This window comes from Nostoc sp., from assembly GCF_036919815.1.
GTDB lineage: Bacteria > Cyanobacteriota > Cyanobacteriia > Cyanobacteriales > Nostocaceae > Nostoc.
In genome coordinates this window covers 63,675-88,707 of record NZ_JBALCE010000102.1, presented here as the reverse complement: position 1 = coordinate 88,707, position 25,033 = coordinate 63,675, and the positions used below count along the sequence as shown (strand labels likewise).

The window sequence follows — 25,033 nt, the reverse complement described above, 5'->3', positions numbered from 1 at the left end:
GGTCAGGATGCTTTAAGGCTGACAAGATAATATTTTTAACCTCTAATTCCTTTTGATTTGCGTTCTCTCTTATCGCTTTTAGTCTAAACTCCAGTAATAATGTATAATCAACCCTAAGAGTTTAGGGTGCTTGTCAAGTATTAAACTACTTGCTAGTACTGCCAAAGTATGTTGTATGTCTAAATCTGCAATCACCGTTACCGTCAAACTGTTCGCTGCTTATCAAGAAGCCTTTAGGGTTTCGGAACTGGTGCTGGAATTTCCCAATAGTATGCCAGTCAAAGCAGTATGCGATCGCCTGATCGCTGAACACCCCGAACTCTCCCAATGGCGTGACATCACCCGCTTCGGGATTAATTTAATATTTGTCGAACCAGATACTCTACTAGAAGATGGGGATGAAGTCGTGCTAATTCCACCAGTTAGCGGCGGTTAGCAAAACAGTTAGGAGTTAGGAGTTACAGAGAATTGGTATTAGCGGTTAGCTTTACTAAGTGATCTAACTCTTGCTGCATCTGACTAACAACTAATTCATAACATTCATTGACATAGTGGCGATCGCTGGCTGCTTCTGAACCGTAGCGTTGAAATACAATTGGCGGACAAACCTGCGTGTACATGGGCACAGGTAATGGAATGTTGGGCAATGGACCAATTCCTAATCCCCAAGGTAGTCCAAGATAGATCGGAAAAACTTTTGGATCAATCCCAAACAGCCAAGGCATTCCCCATTCATGGAGTTGCTGCACAATTTTGTAACAGTCAGCGATCACAATCAGCGTATCGTGAGCGCCCCAGGAAATCACAGGCACAATCGGCACATTTTCCCGCAACGCTAACTTGATAAATCCTTGCCGCCCCGCAAAGTAGATTTTGTTACGTAAATAATGGGGTCGAAAAGCATCTTCGGCTCCACCTGGATAAACTAGCACACTAGCTCCAGAGCGCAAGGCAGTGTAAGCCATTTTCGGATGAGCGATGATTGCTCCAGCCTTGGCGACCAGTTGCGCTAGTGGCGGGCTAACCTGCCAAACCTTGGGATGCATCAAACCATAAACGGGTTGCTCCACACCAAATCGTCGAAACCAGTCGTACATCATCATTGTCATATCGGGTACAGCGAGTCCCCCGTTATGCGAACCAACAAATAGGACTTTTTCTTGGGGTGGAATATTATCCCAGCCACTAGTTTGAACTCGGAAATAGTAGTGATAGAAAAAGCCCAACACAGGCATCAGAAATTCTATGAACTTTGGATCTCGCTCATCCAAAGACCAACCGGGTTTTTTATTTAAGAGAAGTTGCTTTTTTGACATCGATGCATTTTAACAGGATTGGCAAAGATCAAAATAATTCATAATTGATAATTAATAATTCATAATTACAAGACGCTGCGGGTAGCTTGCTTGTCTAGTAGAGGTATGCGGACTCGCTCTCAGTGGGAGCTTAATTACTCTCCACTGTCTTGTTAACCACTAGATATCTGGTGAAATTAAATATGCGTTACCCAGAACCCTTGTAGAGATGTAGCACTGCTACGTCAAAACAATTCTTTTTCACTCCTATGTCTACTAAATTTTTGATCAGCGTGTGGGCTGCTGTATAGTATCTTTAATTATGAATTATGAATTATGAATTAATAATTTCCTCTTAGCTTTGATTGCTGTTTTGCTTCTGCTTGACTAGCCAAACAGAGAGCAGAGCGATCGCTACACCAGTCAGAATAAAACAATAAATGTAACCGAAGTTATCCACAATCCTACCAAATACTGCTGCACCGATTCCCTGGCCGACAAACAGGTTGAAGACGAACAGCGAAACAGCAGTACCTCGTGCTTCCGGGGAAAGCTCAGTGGCTTGGGTCTGGAGGGTGCTGTGCATCATATAAAAGCCCAATCCGATTAAAATACTCAAGGGGATAAATAGTATCCAGTTCTGGAACAATGCGATCGCTAAGAAGCCCATAGACATCAAGCCTCCTCCCACGCCCATTAAACCAATTTCACCCAGTCGTCTAACTAACCATTTAACTGAGCGACTGTAAATTAGTCCCCCCAATCCAAAACTACTGAGCATAAACCCGATCGCTACATAACTTAAAGTATAGCGATCGCGCAGAAATGCGCCAATGTAAGCAAATGCCCCAAACACGCAAAAACCTTCTACAAAAACCCCTATAATCACAGTCCGGGCGATCGGTTGGGTCAATAGTTGGTAATAAGGTCGAAATGTGATGTCATTTACGCGACTTTGGGGAGGTTGACTATCGCTAAGGTGGCGCGTTCCCCGCCATAAAAGTCCAGCAATGGCAAGGGAGACGATCCCAAATACCAAAAAGATATCACGCCAGCCGATATATTCTCCAAAGATGCCGCCCAAACTACCGCCGAGGATTTGACCCAAGACTAGCGCACTTAAATATTTACCGATGGCAGCTTGGCGTTCTTCATAAGGAAAGTTGTCACCAATATAAGCCAGGGTGACGGGGATCACCCCAGCAGCAACCATCCCTGTGAGAAACCGCAGCAAGGTAAGTATGAGAATATTTGACACAAAGGCACAAACAGCCGTACCGACAGCAAATGCCGCAAGTGCGATTGTAATTACCTTAATTTTGCCGATGCGATCGCCGAGTGGGCCATAGACTAGTTGAAATAGCCCATAGGGAATTGTGTAGGCGGAGATAATCACCGCAGCACTGCCTACGCCGACTTTGAACTCGTCAGCAATGATGTGCAGTAGGGGGTCAATCACCCGTGCATCGGCAACTACCATAAAGGCAGCAGCACCCAATAGTCCTAATGAGACGGGTGTTTTGCCTGCTATATCCTTTGCTAACCTGCCCACTGCTATATTCTCCTGTAGTTTGAGTTTTCGCACTTCTAGAATAGACTTTTTGCAGAAGGGCTGGGGAAGTAAGAGAGTTACTGAACAGTAACTCTCTTACTTCCCTCCTTCGCGTTCTTCGATAATTTATATTTAGAAAAAAAGTGTGCGAGTCGTCATGCAAATAGAGCAGCCTTTTAGAATTAATGCCGCCCAACCAGACAAGCTAAAACAATTCCTTCCCAAACCTTTAATTATCTCCAGCCCAGTTGCTGGTTGGAATGGTTTTTATTTTGCCTATCATCGCCAGTCGAACTATCAACTTCCTAAGACATCGCCTTTTCAGCACATTATTGGCATTTATAGTAGAGAGTTTGAGGGAAAATTAAAAATTAACGGACACTGGCAAAGTAAATCCTATGCAGCAACTGATGTGGGTATTTTTCCTGCTCACCAAATTTCTCCAGCAGTACAATTTGAACAACTTAGTCACGCCTGCATCAGAGAGGACAGCAAAGATCGCCTCAGCATCCTGCAACGTTGTCTCACGAAGAAGGAGCCTTTCTGTTTCTAATTGAGGAAAGGAAGATAGTGAGAAATCGTTGCTCATGCGACCGCTGATCTGGGATTAAAGTTAACTTAGCGATCATTAGCGATCGCCATAGTGACAAGACAATTCTAGGACTTACGCAAAATATCTCTGAAACTCTGATTTCTCCGTGTACTCTGCGCCTGGAGCGGTAGCCTGCGGCAAGCCGAAGCGTCTACGTTATTCCGTAACTCGTGCGTAAGTCCTAAATTCAAAAGGCTCATGGCTGAATAGTCTTCGCCGACTGGTTAAATAATAAATCTCGTAACTTCTCTGGATCTAACGCTTGAGTTTTGAATGCTTCTGCTTTCTCATAGGCGCGAATTGTTGCCGGACGGGCTTTAATTGCCTCAAACCACCGCTTGAGGTGAGGAAAATCCTCTAGATTCTGACTTTGAAGTTCATGGGGCACAATCCAGGGATAGGCAGCAATATCGGCGATAGAATAATCGCCAGCCACAAATTCTCTATCTGCTAGTTGCTTATTTAGCAATGCATATAAGCGTCCCGTCTCATTCACGTAGCGGTTAATGGCATATTCAATCTTTTCGGGAGCATAGACGCTAAAGTGATGATTTTGTCCCGCCATTGGCCCTAGCCCTGCCATTTGCCAGAACAACCATTCTAAAACTTGAGTGCGATTACGTAAATCTTGGGGGATTAATTTCCCGGTTTTTTCTGCCAAATATAGCAAGATTGCACCAGACTCAAATACCGAAATCGGCGCACCTCCATCTGCTGGTTCGTGGTCAACGATCGCGGGCATCCGATTGTTAGGAGAAATCTTCAGAAATTCCGGCTTAAATTGATCCCCAGCCGCAATATTCACCGGAATTATGGTATATGGTAAGCTGACTTCTTCCAAGAAAATCGTAATTTTATGACCGTTTGGGGTTGCCCAATAGTAAAGTTCAATCATGGTTATTTTTCCTGATATTGAGGGTGAGAATTTAAACGCAAAGAGCGCAGAGAATTCGCTACGAATTACGAATTAGATGGCGGTGATTTGGCGATCGCTGCCCAAACTCTGTGGTGAACCTGAAGAATTGGTGTGGGATATTTTGCTTCGAGTAATGTTGCCAATTCTTGGTCAAATATTTCTACTTTTTCTGGTGTCAAGCTGGCTCCCACCCCAGCACTAGCACGAATTCGCCCCCGCCAATCTTCGTGTGTATAAGACACAAATACATCGTAAGAAAATGTGCGGATTTCTCGGAATCCTCCTTCTCCAATGTCTTTTAACCACAGGGGATACAACCCATTACCGCCGTCCAGATTCCACGCTGGATTATGAGCCTTGATCAGTTGTTCTGTTGCTTCAACTACATTACCTCTTAAGGGTATCCAATCAAAATGAGCGATCGCAAGCAAGCCATTTCTTCTCAATATCCGAGTAATTTCCTGGACGACACGCGGACGGTCAAACCAATGCCAACACTGTCCAGCTGTTATCACATCCGCACTTGCATCTGATAACTCGGTATTTTCGGCACTTGCAACTCGATAATCTACTTGGAATTGGGCTAATTCACTTAACTGTCTCGCTTGTTCTAAAAGTGATGCTGATGGGTCGATGCCAATCACATAAGCACCTCTATCCGCAAAGCCCCGCGCTAGTGTTCCTGTTCCTGTGCCAAGGTCAACAATGTTTTGCCCTGGTAAACCTATACCATACTCAGACAGTTTGTTAAATAATGAACTGGGAAAGCCAGCGCGGTGTTTTGCATAATCGCTAGCAGTTGCACCAAAATCAATTTTCATACCTGCAAAAATATTCTTGTAACAATTGTCTAGGCTAGAAGTTCTCTACCCAAGGACGTAGTTCTATTTCCCATGTCCAAGCACTGCGGGGTTGGCTGAGAATGCTGAGATAAGTTTGAGCGATCGCATCTGGGTCAAGGGTACTATCAGGATTATCTGCTGGATCTTGACGGACTGTGGAGCGAATTGCACCATCAATCACAAAATGCGCCACATGGATATTTTTGGGTGCTAATTCTCTAGCAATACTCTGAGCCAAACCGCGCAGTGCAAATTTACCCATTGCAAAGGGAGCAGAGAGAGGATAACCCTTAACACTCGCTGAGGCTCCAGTAAAGAATATAGCACCGCCACCAAGTTGCAAAAACCTTTTGGTAGCAGCTTGGGCTACGAGAAAGCCACCATAGGCAGTTATATCTAGGGTTTTTGCCACCTCACTAGGGTCTAGATCAACAAGAGGCCCCCGCACCCGGAAACTGGGATTGTAAACGACAATATTCGGGGAACCGACTTTATTTTCAATATCAATAAATAACTGTTCTACTTCATTTGGCTTTGAGACATCAGCAGCGAAACTAACCGCGCCAATTTCACTGCTCAATTGAGTGAGTTTTTCAATTTTGCGAGCCGCTAAAGCTACGGTGAATCCTTCTTTGGCAAATAGGCGAGCTAAAGAAGCGCTCAGTCCACTACCTGCACCGACAATTAAAGCTGTTGTTGGCATAAATTTAATTCTCCTTGTTGAGATAAACGATTAAGGCATTTGTATGCAATATACTTTGACTTCTCTCCTAAAAGGCTACGGTGTACACACAAGTCGAATTTCTTTTCATATCTCGCTATTACCCCCCTTAATCCCCCCGATATATTGGGGGGAGACAGGAAATCCGGTTCCCTCCCCTTAGAAAAGGGAGGGTTAGGGTGGGGTAAATCAGGCTTGTGTGTAGACGGTAGCCTTTTAAAAGAGAGGCTTTGAATCTTACTCCCCAACGCTACAAGGGTTGGGGCTGTTCTTGTTATGTCTGTAAATACATTAAGAATTGAGCGTAACTGAAGATAGCTGTGAATTCCCCTTATTGGGACTTTGACCAATTTGCAGTACACAAACTGCGGCAATCAGACAGAGAACGCCTGATAAAATAAACGCTTGTAAATAACTACCCATCCAAGTTCTCAACACTCCGGCTCCGAATGCTGCTGTGGCTGCACCAATCTGGTGTCCTGCGACAATCCAACCGAACATTACGCCGACATTTTCTTTGCCGAAGATGTTAGCAACAAGGCGCACCGTTGGTGGTACAGTGGCAATCCAATCAAGTCCATAGAAGACGGCAAAAATGGAAAGTCCATAGAAGGAAAAGTTGAAACTGAAGGGCAAGAAAATCAAAGATAAACCCCGCAGTCCATAGTACCAAAATAATAAGTAGCGATTGTTCCATCGGTCAGATAGCCAACCGGACATAGTGGTTCCAAAAAAATCGAATAGTCCCATGATTGCTAAAAGACCCGCAGCTTTTACTTCAGGGATACCGTGGTCAATACAAGCAGGAATCAGATGAGTACCAATTAACCCATTTGTGCTTGCGCCACAGATAAAAAAGCTACCAAATAACAGCCAGAAGTCTCGATTACGCATTCCCAGCCAGAGGGCATTAAGGGTAGAGGCGATGGAATTCACTTTCGGCTTGAAAACTTCCACAGTTTCGCTGTTGTCGCCAAAAGGTCGCAAACCGACATCCGCCGGGCGATCGCGCATAAAGGCTGCGATCGCTGGAATAATTAGAAGTGCTGCACCACTAAGAGCTAGAGCCGCAGTTCGCCATCCAAAGCGATCGGTTACTGAGGCTAGCATCGGCAGAAACACTAGTTGCCCCGTGGCTGTACTGGCGGTTAAGATCCCCAGAACTAGACCCCGCTTTTCCAAAAACCAGCGATTGACAACAATAGCACCCAAAACCAGGGCGATAACTCCGCTACCAGAACCGACAACTACACCCCACAGTAAGACTAGCTGCCAGGAAACTGACATCAAAGTGGTTAAACCGACACCGAGAGCAATGACAGCAAGTGAGAACACCATTATCCGGCGAATGCCGATCCGCTCCATAACTGTGGCGGCAAAAGGGCCAATCAGCCCGTAAAGTACTAAGTTAATGGATATTGCCAAAGATATAGTCGCTCTACTCCAGCCGAATTCCTGTTCGAGAGGCACTATAAAAACTCCAGGAGCAGAGCGAATTCCGGCTGCCACCAACAAGGCTAGGAATGTTAAAGCTGCGACGAGCCAAGCATAGTGGAACGAACGACGCGCTAGGAAGGAGGCTAAGGACATGATGAGTGGGGAGTGGCTTTCAAGAATACTAACTTGCCACAAAGTAGCGACAGCGATCGCCAATGTTAGAAATTCTAACCTCACTGAGAGATAATCACCAGATTGAACCGATCCTTAACTGCACGGTATTGGGCTAAAATTGGCTGCATCTACGCCCGTCGTAGACATCGCTTTTTCAGTGAGAAAGAAAAAGTCCGCTACCCAAAATTAGAGTTGAGAGCGAAAAGTGAATCTATGAAAGAAGATACTATCGAGATCACTGGTTTTCACGCTCATGTTTACTTCGATACCGCGAGTCGGGATGTAGCTGCGCGTGTACGTGAAGGATTGGGCGCTAGGTTTGAGGTGCAACTCGGACGCTGGTTTGACAAGCCCATCGGGCCTCACCCAAAAGCGATGTATCAAGTTGCTTTCTTACCAAATCAGTTTGATCAAGTCGTTCCTTGGTTAATGCTCAATCGTGAGGGATTGGATATTCTCGTCCACCCTGAGACAGGCGATGCTGTGGCAGACCACGCGAATCATTCCTTATGGTTAGGAAAAAAGCTAGATTTGAATATTGAGTTTCTTCGACAGCTTAGTTCGACTTTATCCAATTAAGAGAAATCGAATTGAAGCAACTGATTGACTTTTATATTTAGTCAATCGTTACTTGCTTGAGTAAAGCCATCCACATATCAGATGGATCGGAGTAGTAATCAATTTCTTGAACTTGATATTGATAAGATTCACAACCTTGTCGCAAAATAATGCGATCGCCGGGTTTAATGGTTTTCCCTACGCCAGTCATATACCCCATTATTCCTTCATTGAGGCGCTCAAATACATAGTCTATTCCCCAAACTTGTTGGCTGTAATCGTGTATTTTATTCTTCTGTTTTAATTCGTTTGCTGGAGAGCTAACCAGAGTTAATTTATTTAAAAAACTAAAACTTAAGTTCATACCTGTTCTGATTGAAGAGAAGGCACTTAACAACAATTTAAAAATAGAATTAATAATTCAAAAGTCAGTTTTTTTTAAAACATAATTTTCAGATATTAATATTTAATTTATACTAAATTGTATCTTCTGTGAAATAAACCATTGATGTCATTAATGATGCTATATCAGGTAAAAATTCACTGTTACTAATACTAGTGATTACTTTATTACCTTCAGTCTTGAGTATGTCATCTAACATCAGAGGTGATAGCAACTTTACTATTAACTTAAATTTACAGTACTATTAACCGCAGCTTCAACTGTAAAATCACCGAATTATTGCACAATGTTTGGTCAGATATGAGTATTTTTCGCTTAACTAGACAATATTAATTTATAAAGCTTTTATGTCTTAATAATTTCGTCTATGTATATTTTTTCAGATAAATGCAATCTAATCTCTACTTGTGCTTTTTAGAGCTACATCTACATACTTCAGTAATACTTCTAGGGTGGAGGAGTTATCTAAAACGACATCTGCATGAGCCACTTTTTCTTCGATAGATAATTGGCTGTTGATCCGGGCTTCTGCCTGTTCTCTATTTAAATGGTTTCGTTGTATCAATCTTTGTAGCTGTTGCTCTTGGGAACAACGCACTACCCAGATTTCTGTAACCAAATCAGTCATTCCCGCTTCAAATAATAGAGGCACTACTAACACCAGTGTTTCTGAAGAGGATTGGGCAATTGCTTTGAGAAAGCGATCGCGTACATCAGGATGAATTAAATTATCTATCCAGTTGCGTTCATCTTGACGATTAAAGATAATTTCGCCTAGCTTTTGGCGGTTGAGGCTGCCATCTGGTAGTAAAATTTCTTCGCCGTAACGTTGAGCGATCGCACCCAAAATAGGCGAACCTAAAGATACTGCCTCTCTAGCATAAATATCTGCATCCAAAATCGGCAGGTTATAAGTGCTAGCTAAATAATTGGTGACAGTGGTTTTGCCTGTGGCAATACCGCCGGTTAAGCCGATTATACGTTTAGTCACGTCGTTTCTGTACTATACGCCCCCCGTAGGATGCCCGTTCGCGTAGTGTCTCCTTTAGGAGAAGGGCTGTAGGGCGATCGCTCCGAATTCAAAATTACCATAAATAAATTTAGATATTCAGTGCATAGTATGCTAAAAAGCGCAAGTGTATCGCCGTGGTCAGGTGGCTGAAGTTGAACCCGCAGTGCCAGGATAGATAATTTGTTTGTTTAAGCGATCGCGTGTATTTTAGTATAAAATAATGGGTTAACAAGTGCGTAGGCAAAGCCCAATCTAGGCATCGCTTTTGGCTTTCGGTTAAAATGACAACAATGTAGATATTAATATCATGGCTGAAACTGGCAGAATCAGGGTTGCTAAAGATAAGGCTGACTTGGTGAAGGATTTAACATCTTCAGATGGTGCAACAGGGCCTTTTCAGACTTTTGCTGATGTGATTGTATTTGCAGCAGCTTTGGGTGCAAAATATAAAAAGCGGGTGGCTTTGGGAGAGATTTCTAAAAGGGAACCATCGCCAATACCCCAAGAACAGTTTATAGTCAGGGGATATAATACGGTAATAAATTTAATAGCAATTGCTGAAACTCAAGATATAAAAGTTTTATCTCTCGAAGAAGGAAACAATAATGAAAAACGTAATTATATTTTTGAAGAATATGCCAATGGTGGACTTGAAATCTTACAATCAGAAATCCGGGGCGCAGTAGATTATTCTGAAAGAATTTTATTGATTCTCAGTCATGAAAGGTTTCAAGATAACTCTGAAGAAGAGGATTTTGATTTAAGCAAATTTCTTCCCTAAATCATCATAATGAGTAAAGCACAACAGCCAGCAAACCAGCGTACTTTAGTTTATTATTGTGAATGTTTTTCTAATATTAAGGTATATAAAACTCAGAAAAAGGGTGATGCTCTTAATAAACCCATATTACTTTTATCTAGAATTGACCTAATTACACAAGATTTAATAACAGATAATCGTATCACCATATCATATGAATTGATTGATACCTTCAAGAAGTATTGGGAAATACTTGCTTCTAGTACTTTTAAGGGAAGTGATTTTGCCCTTCCTTTTTTTCATCTAAAAAATGATCAGGGGAAATTTTGGCATCTCAAGTATAGTTCTGGATATGGCGGTGGTCGCCCACAAACAATTCCTAAACTCAAGGAAGATGTTGACTATGCACATTTGGATGATGAATTATTTAATTTCATTCAAGATGAAAATTCTAGGCAAATATTAATTGATGCTCTTGTTTCAGCTTGGCTGCCATGTGAAGATAATAGGATAGGATTTTTTTTAAACATTAACCAAAACTTTCAAGATGTACCCCTACAAATAGATAAAACTGTTGATTCTAGTAATTTAGATGCTAATCCTAGATCGAGCTTAAGAAAAGCAGTAATTAGAAATGCTTTTTTCAGAAAAGCAATTGTAAATATTTATGATTATAAATGCGCTTTTTGTGGACTAAAAGTAACTAAATCTGTAAGTCAAAATATAGTTGATGGCGCACACATCAAGCCATTCTCACAATTCTATGACAGTAGAATTCATAATGGAATAGCTCTTTGTAAAAATCATCATTGGGCATTTGATAGGGGTTGGTTTGCTGTAGATGAGCAATACAAAATTATAGTTAGCAATGATTTGGAAGAAGCATCTCCCCATACTAAACCGATGAAAGATTTTCATGGTGAAACAATAGTTCTACCAAATATAGAGCAACACTTTCCAGAACTGGAAGCGCTGCAATGGCATCGCCAAAATATATTTCAAGCATAATTACAGGACAGGTGGAAGTCCTACCGCTTTCGGTTCAACAAACTTGCCATCAAAACCTATAGTTTTATCTTCCATAGTCCTAGTATCCGCCAAAGCCTTACGAAGTTCAGCACGTTCCATCTGTTCCTGAATTCCACCCAGGATATAAACCAATAACTTCGTTGCCAAATCCCGTCCAGCAACCTGTACCCGCTTTTTATTTGGGTCATACAAAACCCCATACCAGAGAGATTGGGGATATTCCATACCACTAAAACCACCTTGCTGGTCAAACTTCCGCAGTTTCTTAAAAATATCTGCCAGAGAGAAACCTTTTTTAAATACCAAAATTCCCAAAGCTTGTGCTAAGGCAACTTGAGCAACCGGACGGAAAAGCATATTTCCTTCACCTCCATCTTTCTCAAAGCTGAAGCGCCGTAAAGCTGGTGTATCCTCGTGTTGTAAAATCTTATAACTGGAAAGACTAGCTAAAGAATCAAATAGCTTTCTAAATTCCTCAATTCCCTGCTCAAGTTCTTCATCCTCTGGACGCATGGGAATTAGACCTTTCTCCAAGGGTTTCCAGTGGGGGAACTTTTGACCCAAATATCGCTCAGACATATCTTGTAGAGCTTGCAAAGTCGTCAAAACTGTAGAATTGGAAGCCACTGTTGCACTATTCCAATTAACGCGGGGATTGCGATCTTGCCGTTGTTCTAATAATGGATGTGTAACTGCAATTTTTCTAGCAACGATCGCAAAACCATCATCTTCATTCAACTGTGTTAACTGCCCTTTAGTCAAGGGTGCAGCCATCAGGTTGACATGAACAAAAATCGATCTCACCCTCCGCCTCGCCTGGGTGCGAGTTTCCCCAGCTGCTACCGCACAGATAAACTCAATACCAATTTTTTCCTTGGGTAAATTTTGCAAGTAAGCAAGGTCTACTTGGTACTTGTCAATCAAATCATTGACTGTAATAAAACTGTCATCAACACCTTTATCTTTTTTATAGCGCTGGAGTTTACGAGTTTTGATTAACTCCATCAACCCCTGAACCCCCATGAGTCGATGTTGACCATCTAATGCATAAATAGTCACATTATCCTCAGAAATATTTAGCAGACCTACTTTAGCGTCTTTATCTAGGGGTATGAAATCAGTCGTAGACTTTGTGGCGCGTCCTTCACTATCCCACTCAGCAGCTTTAGGATTATCCACCCACGGTTGATTAATCACCACCAGCACCGGCGGAAACTTATGGTTGTGTCGAGCCGCTAAATACTGGACTAGCGGTGCTTGACGTGACCAATCAAGGGGACGCTGCTGAATTTCATCAATGCTATCTGCGTCAATCTCGACATTATCAGTTTCAGGATTATACTTTTTCTGAAACAGAGGTAAGCCAGAGGCGAAATCAACCCGATCTGCGAACCATTCCAGCGTAACAGAGCTAACATAAGCTTCAGTACCACCCATCTCAGTTTTTTGAACGAGAATCTGATCCTTTTTTCCTAAAAACTTCTCCAGCAGTGAAGTGAGTACCTGTTTTTCGTTGTTTTCCTGTTCCGGGTACTTTCTAGCGATGTCAGTAGTTGGGTCAAATGTACTATCTTTCATGTTAATTTTTAAAACTTGTGTATCAAATATGAAATTACAATTCGTGTTATGATTATATATTTGTTAATTTTTTGCGTTAAAGTCTGTACAATACAGTGGCATACCCTCAGAACAATTCAAGGAAGGGTGAAGAATATCCATATTTCAATAGGTAAGGAGAAATGGCTACAGCACAACAGCAAGAAGATAAAAATCAGCAAGTACGTACTGTAGCAGAGTTAGTGGATTATATCCAAGCTCTCACCAGTGAAATTCAAGAATTATACTGTTTAGATGAGATACCTTGGGTGGTGGGCTATTCAGGCGGAAAAGATAGTACCGCAACTTTACAGCTTATCTGGAATGCGATCGCAGCACTCCCCCAGGAAAAGAGAACTAAGACAATCCATGTTATTACAACTGATACGCTGGTAGAAAACCCTGTGGTCTCTGTTTGGGTACGTAACTCTTTAGAACAGATGAAAGTTGCTGCTAAAGAGCAAGAAATGCCAATTGAACCCCATTTGCTTTATCCTGCAATTAAGGATACCTTTTGGGTAAACTTAATAGGGAAAGGCTACCCAGCACCGCGAAACAGATTCAGATGGTGTACTGAACGCCTTAAAATTCAACCATCTGACAGCTTTATCCGTGCAGTTATTAGGTCTAGTGGTGAAGTAATTCTTGTCTTAGGTACACGCAAGGCTGAAAGTACGAAACGTGCTGCTACGATGGCTAAACATAGAGAATCGCGGGTACGCGATCACATAAATACTAATCCCAACCGACCTAACTCATTGATTTATCTTCCTATTGAAGATTGGCGTACTGATGAAGTTTGGATTTACTTAAATCAGTGGCAAAACTCTTGGGGATATAGTAACAAAGACTTATTCATTATGTATCGAGGTGCAACAGCCGATAATGAATGTCCACTAGTTGTTGATACTTCTACTCCTAGCTGTGGTGATTCCCGATTTGGCTGCTGGGTTTGCACAATAGTTAGTAAAGATAAATCGATGGAGGCAATGATCCAAAATGATGAAGAGAAAGAATGGATGCAGCCTCTATTAGATATTCGTAATGAACTAGATATTAAAGAGGACTGGGACAAGAGAGATTTCCGTCGCATTTGGGGAGATGTCCAACTATTTGAACGCAATAAAAACGGGGAAAACTCTATTGAACCAATACCTGGCCCATATACTAAATATTGGCGGGAATATTGGCTCAGACGATTATTAGAAGCGCAAACAAAAACCCGTCGTACAGCGCCAGTAAATATGCGCGATATCACCCTAATTACTCTAGAAGAAATGAGCGAAATTCGCCGCATTTGGCTAGAAGAAAAACACGAATTTGATGATAGCTTACCCCGGATTTATCAAGAAGTGACTGGCGAAGAATTTCAAGACCCCCGTCCTGGTGCTGACTATAGTCTACTAGGTCGTGATGAATGGGCTGTGTTAGAAGAAATCTGTGCAGATGATAGTATGCACTTGGAACTCGTGGCTAAACTTTTAGACACAGAACGCCAATTTCGGAAAATGTCCCGTCGTGTGGGAATCTACGACACCCTTGAAAAATGCTTTGCTACAAGTTCGCGTTCTAAAGATGAAGCAGTTAAAAATGCTCATTTAAAGCGGGATTTGAAAACAGCAGTTGAAGAAGGCGATATTGAAAAGGTCAAGCAGCTAACTTTAGCAGATTTTGCCACACCCGATACACAAGCGATCGCGCCTGATGCAAAAGTTGACGCAACAAAATCTGATGCTGAGACAAAGACTTGGGGAAATATGAAATTTAAAAAATAGGTACACAGTGCTTTAAGGGTGTGTCTCATCATCATCAACATCTCCAAAGTAAAGCCTGATAAACTCCTCTGCTGCGGCTGGATTAATTTTCTTGAGTGCATCCCGAATTTCTAGCACCCCCTCCGCTACAGGGTCTATTATCTCATTTACCCAACGATTAACATTTGAGCGTCCAGTTTCCATTGTCACTGCTAACTTATTTTGGCTAATGCCATGTTTCTCTAAGACCTGTACAAGCTGGGTTTTGCTCAAGTTAATGAATGGAGTCCTTTATTACCTAGTCCCAACCCTGGAGAAGTCATGAGTATCTTAACTAAGTACATTGTGACCACTTGACTGTGATTCGACTAGTAAAAAATATGGTAGGGTGGGCAGTGCACACCCTACAAAAATAACGGGACAATAACGAGCAAATTCCATTCGCCCCACATTTTATTCTTAAATATCAATGATATTTCTTGAACTTGTACTACAAAACTTTGGCCCTTACTTTGGAAGACAAGTAATCAATCTTGACCCAAGAAAAGATGAAAATACCAGCCCAATTATTTTATTAGGTGGGATGAATGGCGGGGGAAAAACTACGCTGATGGATGCTATACGCCTTGCGCTTTATGGTCATCGCGCTCAATGTTCTACCCGTGGTAATTTGAGCTATAATGATTTTTTGAACCAATGTGTTAATAGTAAAACTAACCCTACTGATAAAACCCGGATTGAATTAGTTTTTGAACACATCGAAAATGATAAACCAGTAAAATATCGGATTGTTAGAATTTGGGAAAAAAATCCTAAAGATGGTAAAGATTATTTAGGAATTTTAGGCGATGATGATACTTGGCCTGTGGATTCTTTGGTAAATACATGGGATGATTATATAGAAAATCTGCTGCCATTAGGAATTTCTAATTTATTTCTCTTTGATGGTGAACAAGTAAGAAACCTTGCAGAACAGGAATCACCTCCATTAATTGTAGTTGAAGCTATTCGCGGACTTTTAGGGCTAGAGTTGGCAGATCGGTTAGCAGTTGATTTAGATATTTTAGTTAACCGGAAACTTAAAGAAGTTGGTAATACTAAAGATTTAGAAAACCTAGAGAAAATTGAAACTAGGTTAACCCAACAGCAAGAAGATTATCAAACAACAGGAGAAAAGTTAGAAACTCTCAAAAATCGGGTAGAAGAATTAGAACAAAAGCAGCAAGAAGCCTTTGATAAATTTATTTCTGAAGGCGGGAAAATTGCAGCAGAACGCAATCAACTAGAACTACAACAGGATACAAAAACTGCGGAAATTCAACAAGTACGTCAATCGATGTGTGAATTGGCGGCTGATGTTTTACCTTTAGCATTAATTCCCAATTTGCTTACTCAGGTGCAAACACAGGGAGAAAAAGAATTTCGCCATCAACAAGTACAAATTTCTAAAGATTTGTTAATTGAGCGAGATCAACGCTTACTCACTTGGCTAAATCAAGGGGAAGTTTCCCCGATTCAAGTTGAAAAAATTCAATCATTTCTAGTCCAAGATGTAGATAGCTTATATGCAAAGACTATCCAGATAGAAGCACCTTGGTTATTAGCTGATGATGAAACTTTAAGTCAGCTAGATAATATCATATATCACTTACAAAACTCTCAACTTTCTGGTAAAGAGAAATTAGCTATTCTCAAAAATAAAGAAGAAGAAATTCACACTTTAGAAAGACAAGTGCAGACAGCAGCAGCACCAGAAGATTATACAAAGCTGCGTCAAGCACTAGAAGCGGCACAAAATCAAGTTGTTGAAGCTAAAGCTAATTATGAAACAATCCGCCGTCGTTTAGCTGAATTAGAAACTATCATTGCTAAGTCAAAGAGAGAATTAAGTGAATATACTGTAGAAAATATTAAACATAAAAATAGCGAACATATTATTACCTCTGCGGCGAAAGTTCAAGAAACACTCAAGACTTTTCGGGAAAAATTAACTCTGCGAAAACTCAATAAATTAGAGGAGGAAGTTAAAAATTGCTTCCTTTATCTCCTGCATAAATCAGATTTAGTACATCGTATCACCATTGATACCAAGACTTTCAGCCTTTTGCTTTACGATTTAAATGGTAAACCAGTCCCGAAACATCGCCTCTCTGCTGGCGAAAAACAACTACTTGCGATCGCATTCCTCTGGGGTTTAGCCAAAGTCTCTGGACACCGCCTACCAGTAGCAATCGATACGCCACTAGGTAGACTAGACTCCTCCCATCGGAGTAACTTAGTTGAACGTTACTTTCCATCCGCCAGTCATCAAGTAATTTTGTTATCTACGGATACTGAGATTGGAAAGAAAGAAGTCGAAACACTGCGAGAAAATGAAGCGATCGCCCGCGAATATCTCCTCAAATACGACTCGACCAGCCGCCAAACTACCATACAACTAGGATATTTTTGGTAGTAGATATTGACTGTTACTTTGCTTCTACATGAATTTCTCTACCAAGCTGCCTGAATTCATCATCAAGATAATATAGTGAATTTCGGATAGCTTGGCGCAGTTTACAAGCAGGTTTTAGACAATCATCCTCGTAGTCCATTAATGTTAATTCTAAATGGGGATAGAGAATTTTCAGAAAACCTGATGCTGATTTGAGAATGGCATTTTGGTCACGAATCGTAACATTCTTTTCAAAGTGAGTATGCTGCTGTGCGTAGGACATGAAGCGATTATCTTGGCGTAGAGATAGCAAGGCTTCACCAAAGAAATCCATTTTTAAACCAACTTGAGAAGCTACCATTTCTCTTTGAAACTTGGGAATTTTCCAACCAGGGATAATCCCAGATAATCGGTCTAATAATGCAGTCTCAGTAAAAAACTTTGGCAGGTTAGCCATTAAATTATCTTCATTGCGTGGTTGTAATTGCTCATCTAATTCAATATTTGCCAGCATCACTAACCCACAATCACTAGAAATATCTGCAAAACCAGAGCGATTATAACGACCGCTAGCAAGATAATTTTTCAGTGGCCCAATGACCTCTTCAGGATTATCGAATGTTAAACTTTGAACTTCATCTAGAACCACAACTTGATGACGACCGAGTAAACCAACTTCTTTAGTTCTACCGTTGATAAACAATTGGGCGGGAGTAACTTTACCACCACTAATTAAGCTAACTTTGCTACTGATATTTTCAAAAAAGAAGCTTTTACCAGTGCCTTTAGGAGCTAGTTCTATTACATGATAATTAGGTTCTACTAATGATAGTAACCTAGCCAATATCCATGTTTTTGCTTCCTGGTCATAACTGGGATGCTGGGGGTTAAAACCCATTGAGCAAAATATTAAATCTCGCCATTGTTGTGTATTGAATCTTCCCCGACATTCGGCATAACTTTGCAAGTCAACTTGCGAACATTGAAATGGTTCAAAATCCATCACTTCCACTTTACCATCGGGAAGCATAGCTAAAGTAATTTTGCCCCAAATTCCTTGGCGCAAAAGTATTTTATAGCGTTCTACAATATCAGTAGCAATGCTGCATTCAGTTAAATTCAGAGCCGGAATTTGTGCCAATGGTTCAGGAATTACTCGTCCTCCCTGTTCTAATTTGATACGTACCTGCATCAGGGCGATGAGTTTTCGTATTTCACCTTGAGTCAAGTCAAAAATAATTTCGTTGCGGTCATCTTTACGGGGAAATGCTTTTTTAATAAAGTTATTAACTTTTTCTAATTCTATAGATGTGAGTGTTCCCGAACCAGGGACAATTTTATCTAGCAGCCATTCAGCAACAAAGCTAGGTAAACCAATAGAACTGAGTCCACTGGATGGTAATCTAGTTTTATCAATACAGAGATGGCCAAAAACTTCATGAACTAAATCGTTATTGTAGGTTATTTCTTTATAAGAATTCATCTATATTAAATCCACTACTAAATATTTGCTTGATAATAATTTTCGATTCTATAACTAGGGCAGCATTTGCATTTTCAGCATCGGCAAATCGAAAGGTTAATTCACCAGATAGGAATAAGTCATTTTCTTGATTTGGTGCTAATTCTGGTACTTCGGGAATTATTATTTTGAAACTATAGCGCTGATTAGCTGGAATTTCCTGTGCTAATAATTTTCCTGCTTGAAAAGAGGGCAATTCCTGAATATATAGACAAAGATTTGTTAGCGGTACTGAGTTGGGATTATCGATAGTAATTTCCAGTTCTGCTGATTGCTTGGGTTTACCTTCACCCAAGCAGAAAGCTGACACAGGATGGCGTTGGATAGATTTTCGCAGCACAGATACACCAACTACAACTTCTTCAGGAAATAGCCCTCCGTGAGAACCGATAATTTTTTTATTGCTAGTGTAGCTGAAAGAACTTAAGCTAGCGGAGCCTTTGACAATACTAATGTCATGGGGAAGACTGTAGCGATCGCCTGACAAAACCACAAACCTGCTATCATCAGTTTTACCAATCGCCATCCTCCCCTTGGGTTCCAGTCCTGGAGGACAGTCAGTAATTTTTTCAGAAGTACCCATCATCTGACCGTGGTCACTGGCAATGACGATTTTCAGTGCTTCCCGGTTAGGGTATTGTTGCAAACAGTAATCAATTTTCCTGGCAATACTTTGTAGGGTGAGGGGACGGTCAAGTTCATAAAAGCTTTGCCAGTCTTTTTGACTGTGATAAAGACTATCGAACTCATCTGTATCCCAGCAATACAACTGATGTGTCTTTTTTTTTAAAGCGCTGTAGAGTTTGTCAACTTGTCCATCTGTATAACGTTTGCCTACACCCATTTTTACAAAAGCTTTACCAGCATCAGCAACCCAAGCAGAATCATTAGGCAAAAGTTGAGCATATAAGCTCCATTTAGCATATTCTGTTTTAGTGGGCAGGATGCTAAAGTAAGGTGCGATCGCAGTTTCTAAAGCCAGTTTATAATTGTTTGTTAGTAAAGATAACAGTTCTAAGTGATCTAACCATCCCAAGCCATCAACCACAACCCAAAAAACAGGACTTTCTTGGCAAAGATTTTGCACTCTTGAGGCAACGTTGTAGTTGAGGTAGGAATTTTCTACTGAGTCTACCTGCATCTGGGGATAGTGCTGGAGTATCCACTTGACAAAGCTATCCGCCAAACTCTCACTAATTTTTGGTACAGCAGCAGATTGCTTGATGACTTCCCAGCGACGGAACGGTAGGTAATCTTTTGTTGCCCAAGCTAAAGCTTGCTGGGGAGTAGCATCTAAAGCTAGGGGTTGGGGTTCGGGTGGACGTTTGTTAAGGTTTAATTCTTGCTGTTGCTGATAGTTAAGATATGGGGTAACTTTGGCTTCCCTTGCCCGATTAATCCAGTTAGGTCGATTGCCGAAAACTTTGTAAGCACAATTGGCAATTCGCTCCATATCTACTTGGTTAGTAGGCTTTAGGGTATCGAGAACTTTGCCTTCGGTGCGCGAGATGAGTTGTTCCCAGTAGCGATCAAACTCTTCGGTGAGTAAGTCGGGAACTGGCAAGGGATACTTGCCGATGTCGTTCAAAACTGGTTCTGTTATGCCTAACCAGCGACGCAAAAGTAATAATTTATCTTCAGTCTGGTAGTAAGTTGCTAACTCATGTTCCTTAAACTGCTGCTGCCAGACTCCCTCAAAAGGTTTGTATTCTTGTGGAACTATAATTGCTAACCAAGCTGCAAGATGGGAATTAGAAGGTTGAGTAAACCATATTTGTCTATTACTATCAGTGATATTGTTTGCCAAAAAGTGAGCAATGGGATTGTCTTGGGGATAAGTATTTAACTTGTTAGCGAAAATAAGTAATTGCTCGTCAGTCCAGTCATGTGGTAAGGGTACAGTATCAAACAATTGTGCTAGTTTGTCGCGGGGATGTTGCTTAATTTCCGCGATTTCCTCAGTCTTATTCCATGCTCGTAGCCAAGTTTTTGCCCATTCGCATAATCGCTCACCTTTTACCCAGCAGGGAGCAGCACTAACACCAAAAAACTGTATCCATTCTACCTCTGTGGTGACAGGAATATAGCCGGAGGGAATATCGTACAGTCCGGTAGGGTCTAGTATGATATGTTTATCGTTCATCCCTATTATTCCTCCGTCTTTTCTGAAAGCATTTGCCCTAACTTCTCGTAAACATTTTGTTGCTGTAAATAAGCAAGTTGCTGGAACAGCACGAAAATTTGATTAGCTGTATCTTTATCCCGTTCTTCAATACATTGACGCTCTATATTTTCTAATAACTGAGTTTCTGGGATATCAAGCAAGTTAATATAATCAATTTTTTCAGCTTGAATTTGCTCCAGTAAATTGTTTGCAGTTTCGAGTTTTTCTGTATCATCTGATAATTGGTTTATTTCAGTGCAACTATTTTCTAAATCTTTAACCCATTGTTGGGCAACAGCTTGTTCTTTCTGGAGAATTTGTGATTGTTTTTGTTGTATTTCTGTACGAAGTGAGTGAAGGCGATCGCTAAATTTTTCTCTCAGTCCTTCAGTCTTATTTTGCCAATCTCGTAGTCTCTCTAACTGAGTTTGACAAGTTTCCAAAGTCTCTAGCTTTGTTGACTCGGCTATCTGCAATAACTCAATTAGTTGTGCCAGTTCTGAGATAATTGCTTCGTACTCTGTTTCTATTTCAGAGCGTGAGTAACGATGCGACTTTTTCAGTAACTCTTTTTGGAGTCTTTGTGCATCTTCTACTGTTGTCAAATGCTCTAGATTATGCTTACATTCTTGTAGTTCAACAGTATATTCTTGGATTTTCTGCCGAAAATTGACTTCTAACTGAGTAATTATTTCTTGAAAGCGGTCAGCATTGTAGATATTAAACTGACGACTAACAATGATGAATAGTTTTGACTTTTGTGGCAGAATTGCGAATATTCAGCATGATTTGTGTATCATCGGCTTGCTTTTGTCCTGCTTCTGCCTGCTGCCTGATGTCTGTTAATCTGATGTTGCTGGTACGGAAGGTATTTTGCAAACTCTCAATTAGGTGGGGAGGCAAATCTGCAATCTGATTAATCTGGTCAATAATTCCTTGAATTTCTATTTGATAAGCACTACAAGCTTGTTCGGTAGATAGTGACTCAGCACGCTTGCTTTCTGCTGCTACAAGTTGGTCAATTTTATTACTAACAGTTTGCAATGCTTGAGAGAAGCGATCGCGTTGTTGTTCTGTTGGTAAAATTGAGGTGTTTGGCGATCGCTTCAGCAGTTGCGGGTAAAGTGGTAACAGTGCTGCCAATTGTGCCTCACAAGGTAAGTTTTCCACAGCTTGCACTGGTTGGAACCACTTGTCAATTTCAGCAACCGCAGCACTCATCTGTTTTCTATTCTTAGTTAATTCTTCTTTTTCTAACTCATCCGGTTCATTAGACTCTAAAAAAGCAGTAACGACCTCTAGATACTGCTGTGCCTGATCATAATAGTTTATTAGCGATGCCGGAATCGGCATTTCTGTTTGTTGGCGACGAATCAGTTTAGACTTTTGTTTAACAATCCAGTCGTCAACAAATGCTGTGGGGTTTTGAAGAATATCAGTGTTGCCCCAATTTTGCACAGACTTACTCTCTATAGAAACAGACTCTCCTTTTTTCGTAGTAAGTTTGATGCGTCCTCGTAAAATAACTTCTTTGCGGTGGATTGCCAACCATCCTGCTAGCAACATGGTAAAGTTATACTCGCTATAACCAAAAGGTGGGGCAGAAAGTACTTGCCAAATTTCTTCTAAGCCAACAATCTTTTGTGGTAATCCTTCTAATTCAGTTATCTCGGAAATTTTATCCCAAGCAGCGCGGATTTTTTCATGAGTTGGTTCTTGAACAATATATTTATCAGATGTTCTCTTAAATAGACCCCACAACTTGACAAAAATCTGCTCAATGACACTAAAGTAAGAACCGTCAGGCAGATTTTGACTGAAACTATTTTCTATAAAGATTTGTGTTGCAGTCCATCTTACAATTTTTCTGCCTGTCAGATGACCTGAACGCATTTTATCAATTTTATCCACAGGAGGAACAAAGGGATACAAATCTTGTAGAAGTACACTGATTACCCTTTGAGCTTCTTTTTGTTCTGCTGGTGGAATTTTTTCAATTCCCACACAATGATAAGTGCAATTTTTTAATAGATTAGTTAACCGTGTGTTCACCTCTTTTGACAAACGCTGAAGCTGTTCTTGATAAGCTTTCCCTAATAGCCTTTTATCGGCATTATCTGTTTTTTCTAGAACTTTTATTTGTAAAATTAACCGTGCTAAATTCCCTGCTTCTTCTGTAGTAATTGCGACAGCGATACGATTCTTAAGTGATGATTTAGACAAATAATTAGCTACAGTATTACGAAACTCTTGTAACTCTTCTTGAGTTTCTGCAAGAACATAAGCTAAAATTCCCTTCTCTTTGGTATCTTTCAGAATACGATTGTTATCTAGCGCGTTAATGAATTTATCAATACTATATATCTTGCGCTCAAACTGCCAGTCTCCACTCTCTAATTTGTTATCCTCGACAAACTTTTTAGCAATAATTGTATTAGCAGTAATTGTATTATTAGATGGATCTTGGTTAAAAATCTTAATTTCATCACAATAAGTAATAACATCATTAATTGATGTTATTTGTGATTTAATTTTCTCCTCAATTTCTTCTTGAATACCTTTTGGATTAATTCCTTCCCAGAAACGGTAAAGTTTAACCTCTGGTCGATGGTAAATTAAATCTCTCTCCTTTTCTAATTTATCTAGCGCTACCTGGAGTTTAGATTTAGATAAACCTGTCAAAGCTAGTAAAATCTCTTGATGATCTTCCCGGTCAGGCTTGGTAAGTTTTTCTCCACTAACTTCATATAAAAATAAAGCTTTGACAGCAATTAATTCATCTGCATCATCAGCACCTACAACTAAATCTACAGCTTTTTTATATTGAGTATAAACAGGATAGTTAGAAAAGTTCTCCAGAAAGGTATCTACTAAAGCAATGGGATAGATATAATTGGGTTTTCCAGCATTTTCTACAGGTTGAGTTGCGATAAAATTTTTGACATAGCCTTTTATAAACTGGATAGCAGTCCGGTCTTGGGTAAAATCAAGGTTGCACAGTAGATATGCCGTCAGAGGATGGAGGGGAAAACAACCCTCAGATAAGTGAGTATAAAATTCTTGAAAAGACCAGCCTTTTTCTCTATAAATTTTAATTCTTCGCTCATAAGCTGTTTCAGCTTCTCTCCTCAGAGTGTTATCCCATTTAGAACGAAATGTTTGCCAAATTGCGTTACTTTTTGGCAGCAATAAGTTCTCTATAACTAGTTCTAAGCTAGAAGCGGGGTTGTAAGTAGTTCCATCTTTTGGTGCTAGGCGAGTTGCAATCTTTTGGTATTCTGATATTACATTGGCAGAAATCCCAACTCCTTGACCGGGATGAATTTGGGTGAAACTTAATAGAGCGATTTTACCTTTGTAATTTTCGCAAATATTGGTAATATTTTGCAGTGCCGTACCTCCAGCACCAATATCATCTGCTGCCCAAGCCTTCAGATATTGGTTTAGCTCATCAAATAAAATTAAAATCCCTTGGTAGTGGGCATTTTCACCAGTACAATAATTTTTTATCAGTTCTTCTAGAATTGCTTGAATATTTATATCGGCAGTAAAATCAGGAGTAAATCCCGTGATTTGAAAGGCAAGTTTTTTAACAGTAGATATAACGCTAGGGTTATTTTCTCTGAGTAAGCGAATCAGAGAATTTAAATTAGCATCAGAATTGCCAATGCTTTGCAGATATTTCTCTGCTTTTGCCCTATCCTCTGGATTCAAACTTTCCAAGTAGCGTAGGGGTTCGCTGCATATATGTTGTGCCAAAGAATCCTGAATACCTTCTGCTTCAAGACTTTTGACGAGCTGTTGCAAAAATTGCTTTCTAATGTCGCCGCCTATGTCACCACTAAGACAGATAACTAAATGTTGGTGGGGTCGATTTTGTTTAAAAAGCTTCAATCCTTCAGAGATAGCTTGACTTTTCGCAGATGTCGCCTTTTCTAATTGTGACAAAATCCCTTGCACTTCCTGACTGTGGAAGGATTTTTGGAAAAAGTTTGCGATCGCGATCGCAAAGTGCGACTTGCCCTTACCATATTGTTGAATCATCAAATGGATGTTCGGCTGATTTGCACTATGATAGCTACGCCGCACCGCATCCAAAATACCAACTGTCGATGACTCAGGTTTTGTTGGGTCGTAGTTAAAGATAAAACTTTCGCATAAAGATAAATTCTTCTCTGAATTATCCATCATGCCAAAGTTTACAGAACTGGCAATACTACCCTTTTCGTTGATTTCAATAAGTTGGTTGAGGAGCATAGTAAATTTAAAATG

At 40.5% G+C, this 25,033-nt stretch carries 21 protein-coding genes; 7 read left to right on the top strand and 14 right to left on the bottom strand.

What is annotated here, in order from left to right; genetic code table 11:
- Positions 1–175: 175 nt before the first annotated feature.
- Entirely contained in the window at positions 176–436 is a 261-nt protein-coding gene (locus tag V7K15_RS24045; RefSeq protein ID WP_334909521.1) for a MoaD/ThiS family protein, read from the top strand.
- A gap of 22 nt (positions 437–458) precedes the next feature.
- Here V7K15_RS24045 and V7K15_RS24040 read toward each other — a convergent pair whose 3' ends face one another.
- Both V7K15_RS24040 and V7K15_RS24035 read right to left on the bottom strand, forming a co-directional pair.
- Positions 459–1,316, bottom strand: coding sequence for a lysophospholipid acyltransferase family protein (locus V7K15_RS24040; protein ID WP_334909519.1), 858 nt, complete (start codon positions 1,314–1,316; stop codon positions 459–461).
- Positions 1,317–1,650: 334 nt separating this feature from the next.
- On the bottom strand, positions 1,651–2,847 hold the full coding sequence (locus V7K15_RS24035; RefSeq protein WP_334909517.1) for an MFS transporter: 1,197 nt from the start codon (positions 2,845–2,847) through the stop codon (positions 1,651–1,653).
- Between the two features lie 157 nt (positions 2,848–3,004).
- Between V7K15_RS24035 and V7K15_RS24030 the strand changes: the two genes are divergently transcribed.
- A complete protein-coding gene (locus V7K15_RS24030; RefSeq protein ID WP_334909515.1) occupies positions 3,005–3,400 on the top strand; it encodes a hypothetical protein in 396 nt (131 codons plus the stop codon).
- A gap of 235 nt (positions 3,401–3,635) precedes the next feature.
- Here the strand turns inward: V7K15_RS24030 and V7K15_RS24025 are convergent, their stop codons facing one another.
- The 4 genes from V7K15_RS24025 to V7K15_RS24010 form a co-directional block, all read right to left on the bottom strand.
- Positions 3,636–4,334: a glutathione binding-like protein gene (locus tag V7K15_RS24025; protein WP_334909513.1), complete on the bottom strand. Its 699-nt coding sequence runs from the start codon at positions 4,332–4,334 to the stop codon at positions 3,636–3,638.
- Between the two features lie 65 nt (positions 4,335–4,399).
- Positions 4,400–5,176 (bottom strand): class I SAM-dependent methyltransferase, encoded by a 777-nt coding sequence (locus tag V7K15_RS24020; RefSeq protein WP_334909511.1) that lies wholly within the window; start codon positions 5,174–5,176, stop codon positions 4,400–4,402.
- Between the two features lie 34 nt (positions 5,177–5,210).
- Positions 5,211–5,900: an SDR family NAD(P)-dependent oxidoreductase gene (locus V7K15_RS24015; RefSeq protein WP_334909509.1), complete on the bottom strand. Its 690-nt coding sequence runs from the start codon at positions 5,898–5,900 to the stop codon at positions 5,211–5,213.
- Positions 5,901–6,209: 309 nt separating this feature from the next.
- Positions 6,210–7,592, bottom strand: a complete 1,383-nt coding sequence (locus tag V7K15_RS24010) for an MFS transporter (RefSeq protein ID WP_334909507.1) — start codon at positions 7,590–7,592, stop codon at positions 6,210–6,212.
- Between the two features lie 150 nt (positions 7,593–7,742).
- Between V7K15_RS24010 and V7K15_RS24005 the strand changes: the two genes are divergently transcribed.
- On the top strand, positions 7,743–8,108 hold the full coding sequence (locus tag V7K15_RS24005; protein ID WP_334909532.1) for a DOPA 4,5-dioxygenase family protein: 366 nt from the start codon (positions 7,743–7,745) through the stop codon (positions 8,106–8,108).
- 37 nt (positions 8,109–8,145) lie between these two features.
- Here the strand turns inward: V7K15_RS24005 and V7K15_RS24000 are convergent, their stop codons facing one another.
- Complete coding sequence (locus V7K15_RS24000; protein WP_334909505.1) at positions 8,146–8,451, bottom strand: hypothetical protein; 306 nt, start codon at positions 8,449–8,451, stop codon at positions 8,146–8,148.
- A gap of 433 nt (positions 8,452–8,884) precedes the next feature.
- Positions 8,885–9,481 carry a dephospho-CoA kinase gene (gene coaE, locus V7K15_RS23995; protein WP_334909503.1) on the bottom strand — a complete coding sequence of 199 codons (597 nt, stop codon included), beginning with the start codon at positions 9,479–9,481 and terminating at the stop codon, positions 8,885–8,887.
- A 328-nt stretch (positions 9,482–9,809) separates the two neighbouring features.
- On the opposite strand from coaE, the gene V7K15_RS23990 reads away from it, so the two are divergent.
- Positions 9,810–10,283: a DNA phosphorothioation-associated protein 4 gene (locus tag V7K15_RS23990; protein WP_334909500.1), complete on the top strand. Its 474-nt coding sequence runs from the start codon at positions 9,810–9,812 to the stop codon at positions 10,281–10,283.
- A 9-nt stretch (positions 10,284–10,292) separates the two neighbouring features.
- Positions 10,293–11,270, top strand: coding sequence for an HNH endonuclease (locus V7K15_RS23985; RefSeq protein WP_334909498.1), 978 nt, complete (start codon positions 10,293–10,295; stop codon positions 11,268–11,270).
- On the opposite strand, the gene V7K15_RS23980 is transcribed toward V7K15_RS23985, so the two are convergent.
- Positions 11,271–12,869 carry a DGQHR domain-containing protein gene (locus V7K15_RS23980; RefSeq protein WP_334909496.1) on the bottom strand — a complete coding sequence of 533 codons (1,599 nt, stop codon included), beginning with the start codon at positions 12,867–12,869 and terminating at the stop codon, positions 11,271–11,273.
- A gap of 161 nt (positions 12,870–13,030) precedes the next feature.
- On the opposite strand from V7K15_RS23980, the gene dndC reads away from it, so the two are divergent.
- Positions 13,031–14,662 carry a DNA phosphorothioation system sulfurtransferase DndC gene (gene dndC / locus V7K15_RS23975; RefSeq protein WP_334909494.1) on the top strand — a complete coding sequence of 544 codons (1,632 nt, stop codon included), beginning with the start codon at positions 13,031–13,033 and terminating at the stop codon, positions 14,660–14,662.
- A 12-nt stretch (positions 14,663–14,674) separates the two neighbouring features.
- Here dndC and V7K15_RS23970 read toward each other — a convergent pair whose 3' ends face one another.
- Positions 14,675–14,914 (bottom strand): helix-turn-helix domain-containing protein, encoded by a 240-nt coding sequence (locus V7K15_RS23970; RefSeq protein WP_334909491.1) that lies wholly within the window; start codon positions 14,912–14,914, stop codon positions 14,675–14,677.
- 196 nt (positions 14,915–15,110) lie between these two features.
- Between V7K15_RS23970 and dndD the strand changes: the two genes are divergently transcribed.
- Positions 15,111–17,096 (top strand): DNA sulfur modification protein DndD, encoded by a 1,986-nt coding sequence (gene dndD, locus V7K15_RS23965; RefSeq protein WP_334909489.1) that lies wholly within the window; start codon positions 15,111–15,113, stop codon positions 17,094–17,096.
- A 13-nt stretch (positions 17,097–17,109) separates the two neighbouring features.
- On the opposite strand, the gene brxL is transcribed toward dndD, so the two are convergent.
- The 4 genes from brxL to V7K15_RS23945 form a co-directional block, all read right to left on the bottom strand.
- A complete protein-coding gene (brxL, locus tag V7K15_RS23960; RefSeq protein ID WP_334909487.1) occupies positions 17,110–18,558 on the bottom strand; it encodes a BREX system Lon protease-like protein BrxL in 1,449 nt (482 codons plus the stop codon).
- Positions 18,545–20,740 carry a hypothetical protein gene (locus tag V7K15_RS23955; RefSeq protein ID WP_334909485.1) on the bottom strand — a complete coding sequence of 732 codons (2,196 nt, stop codon included), beginning with the start codon at positions 20,738–20,740 and terminating at the stop codon, positions 18,545–18,547. The genes brxL and V7K15_RS23955 overlap by 14 nt, the downstream gene beginning before the upstream one ends.
- 5 nt (positions 20,741–20,745) lie before the next feature.
- Positions 20,746–21,366 carry a hypothetical protein gene (locus V7K15_RS23950; RefSeq protein ID WP_334909483.1) on the bottom strand — a complete coding sequence of 207 codons (621 nt, stop codon included), beginning with the start codon at positions 21,364–21,366 and terminating at the stop codon, positions 20,746–20,748.
- 127 nt (positions 21,367–21,493) lie between these two features.
- Positions 21,494–25,018 carry a hypothetical protein gene (locus tag V7K15_RS23945; RefSeq protein ID WP_334909481.1) on the bottom strand — a complete coding sequence of 1,175 codons (3,525 nt, stop codon included), beginning with the start codon at positions 25,016–25,018 and terminating at the stop codon, positions 21,494–21,496.
- Positions 25,019–25,033 lie beyond the last annotated feature (15 nt).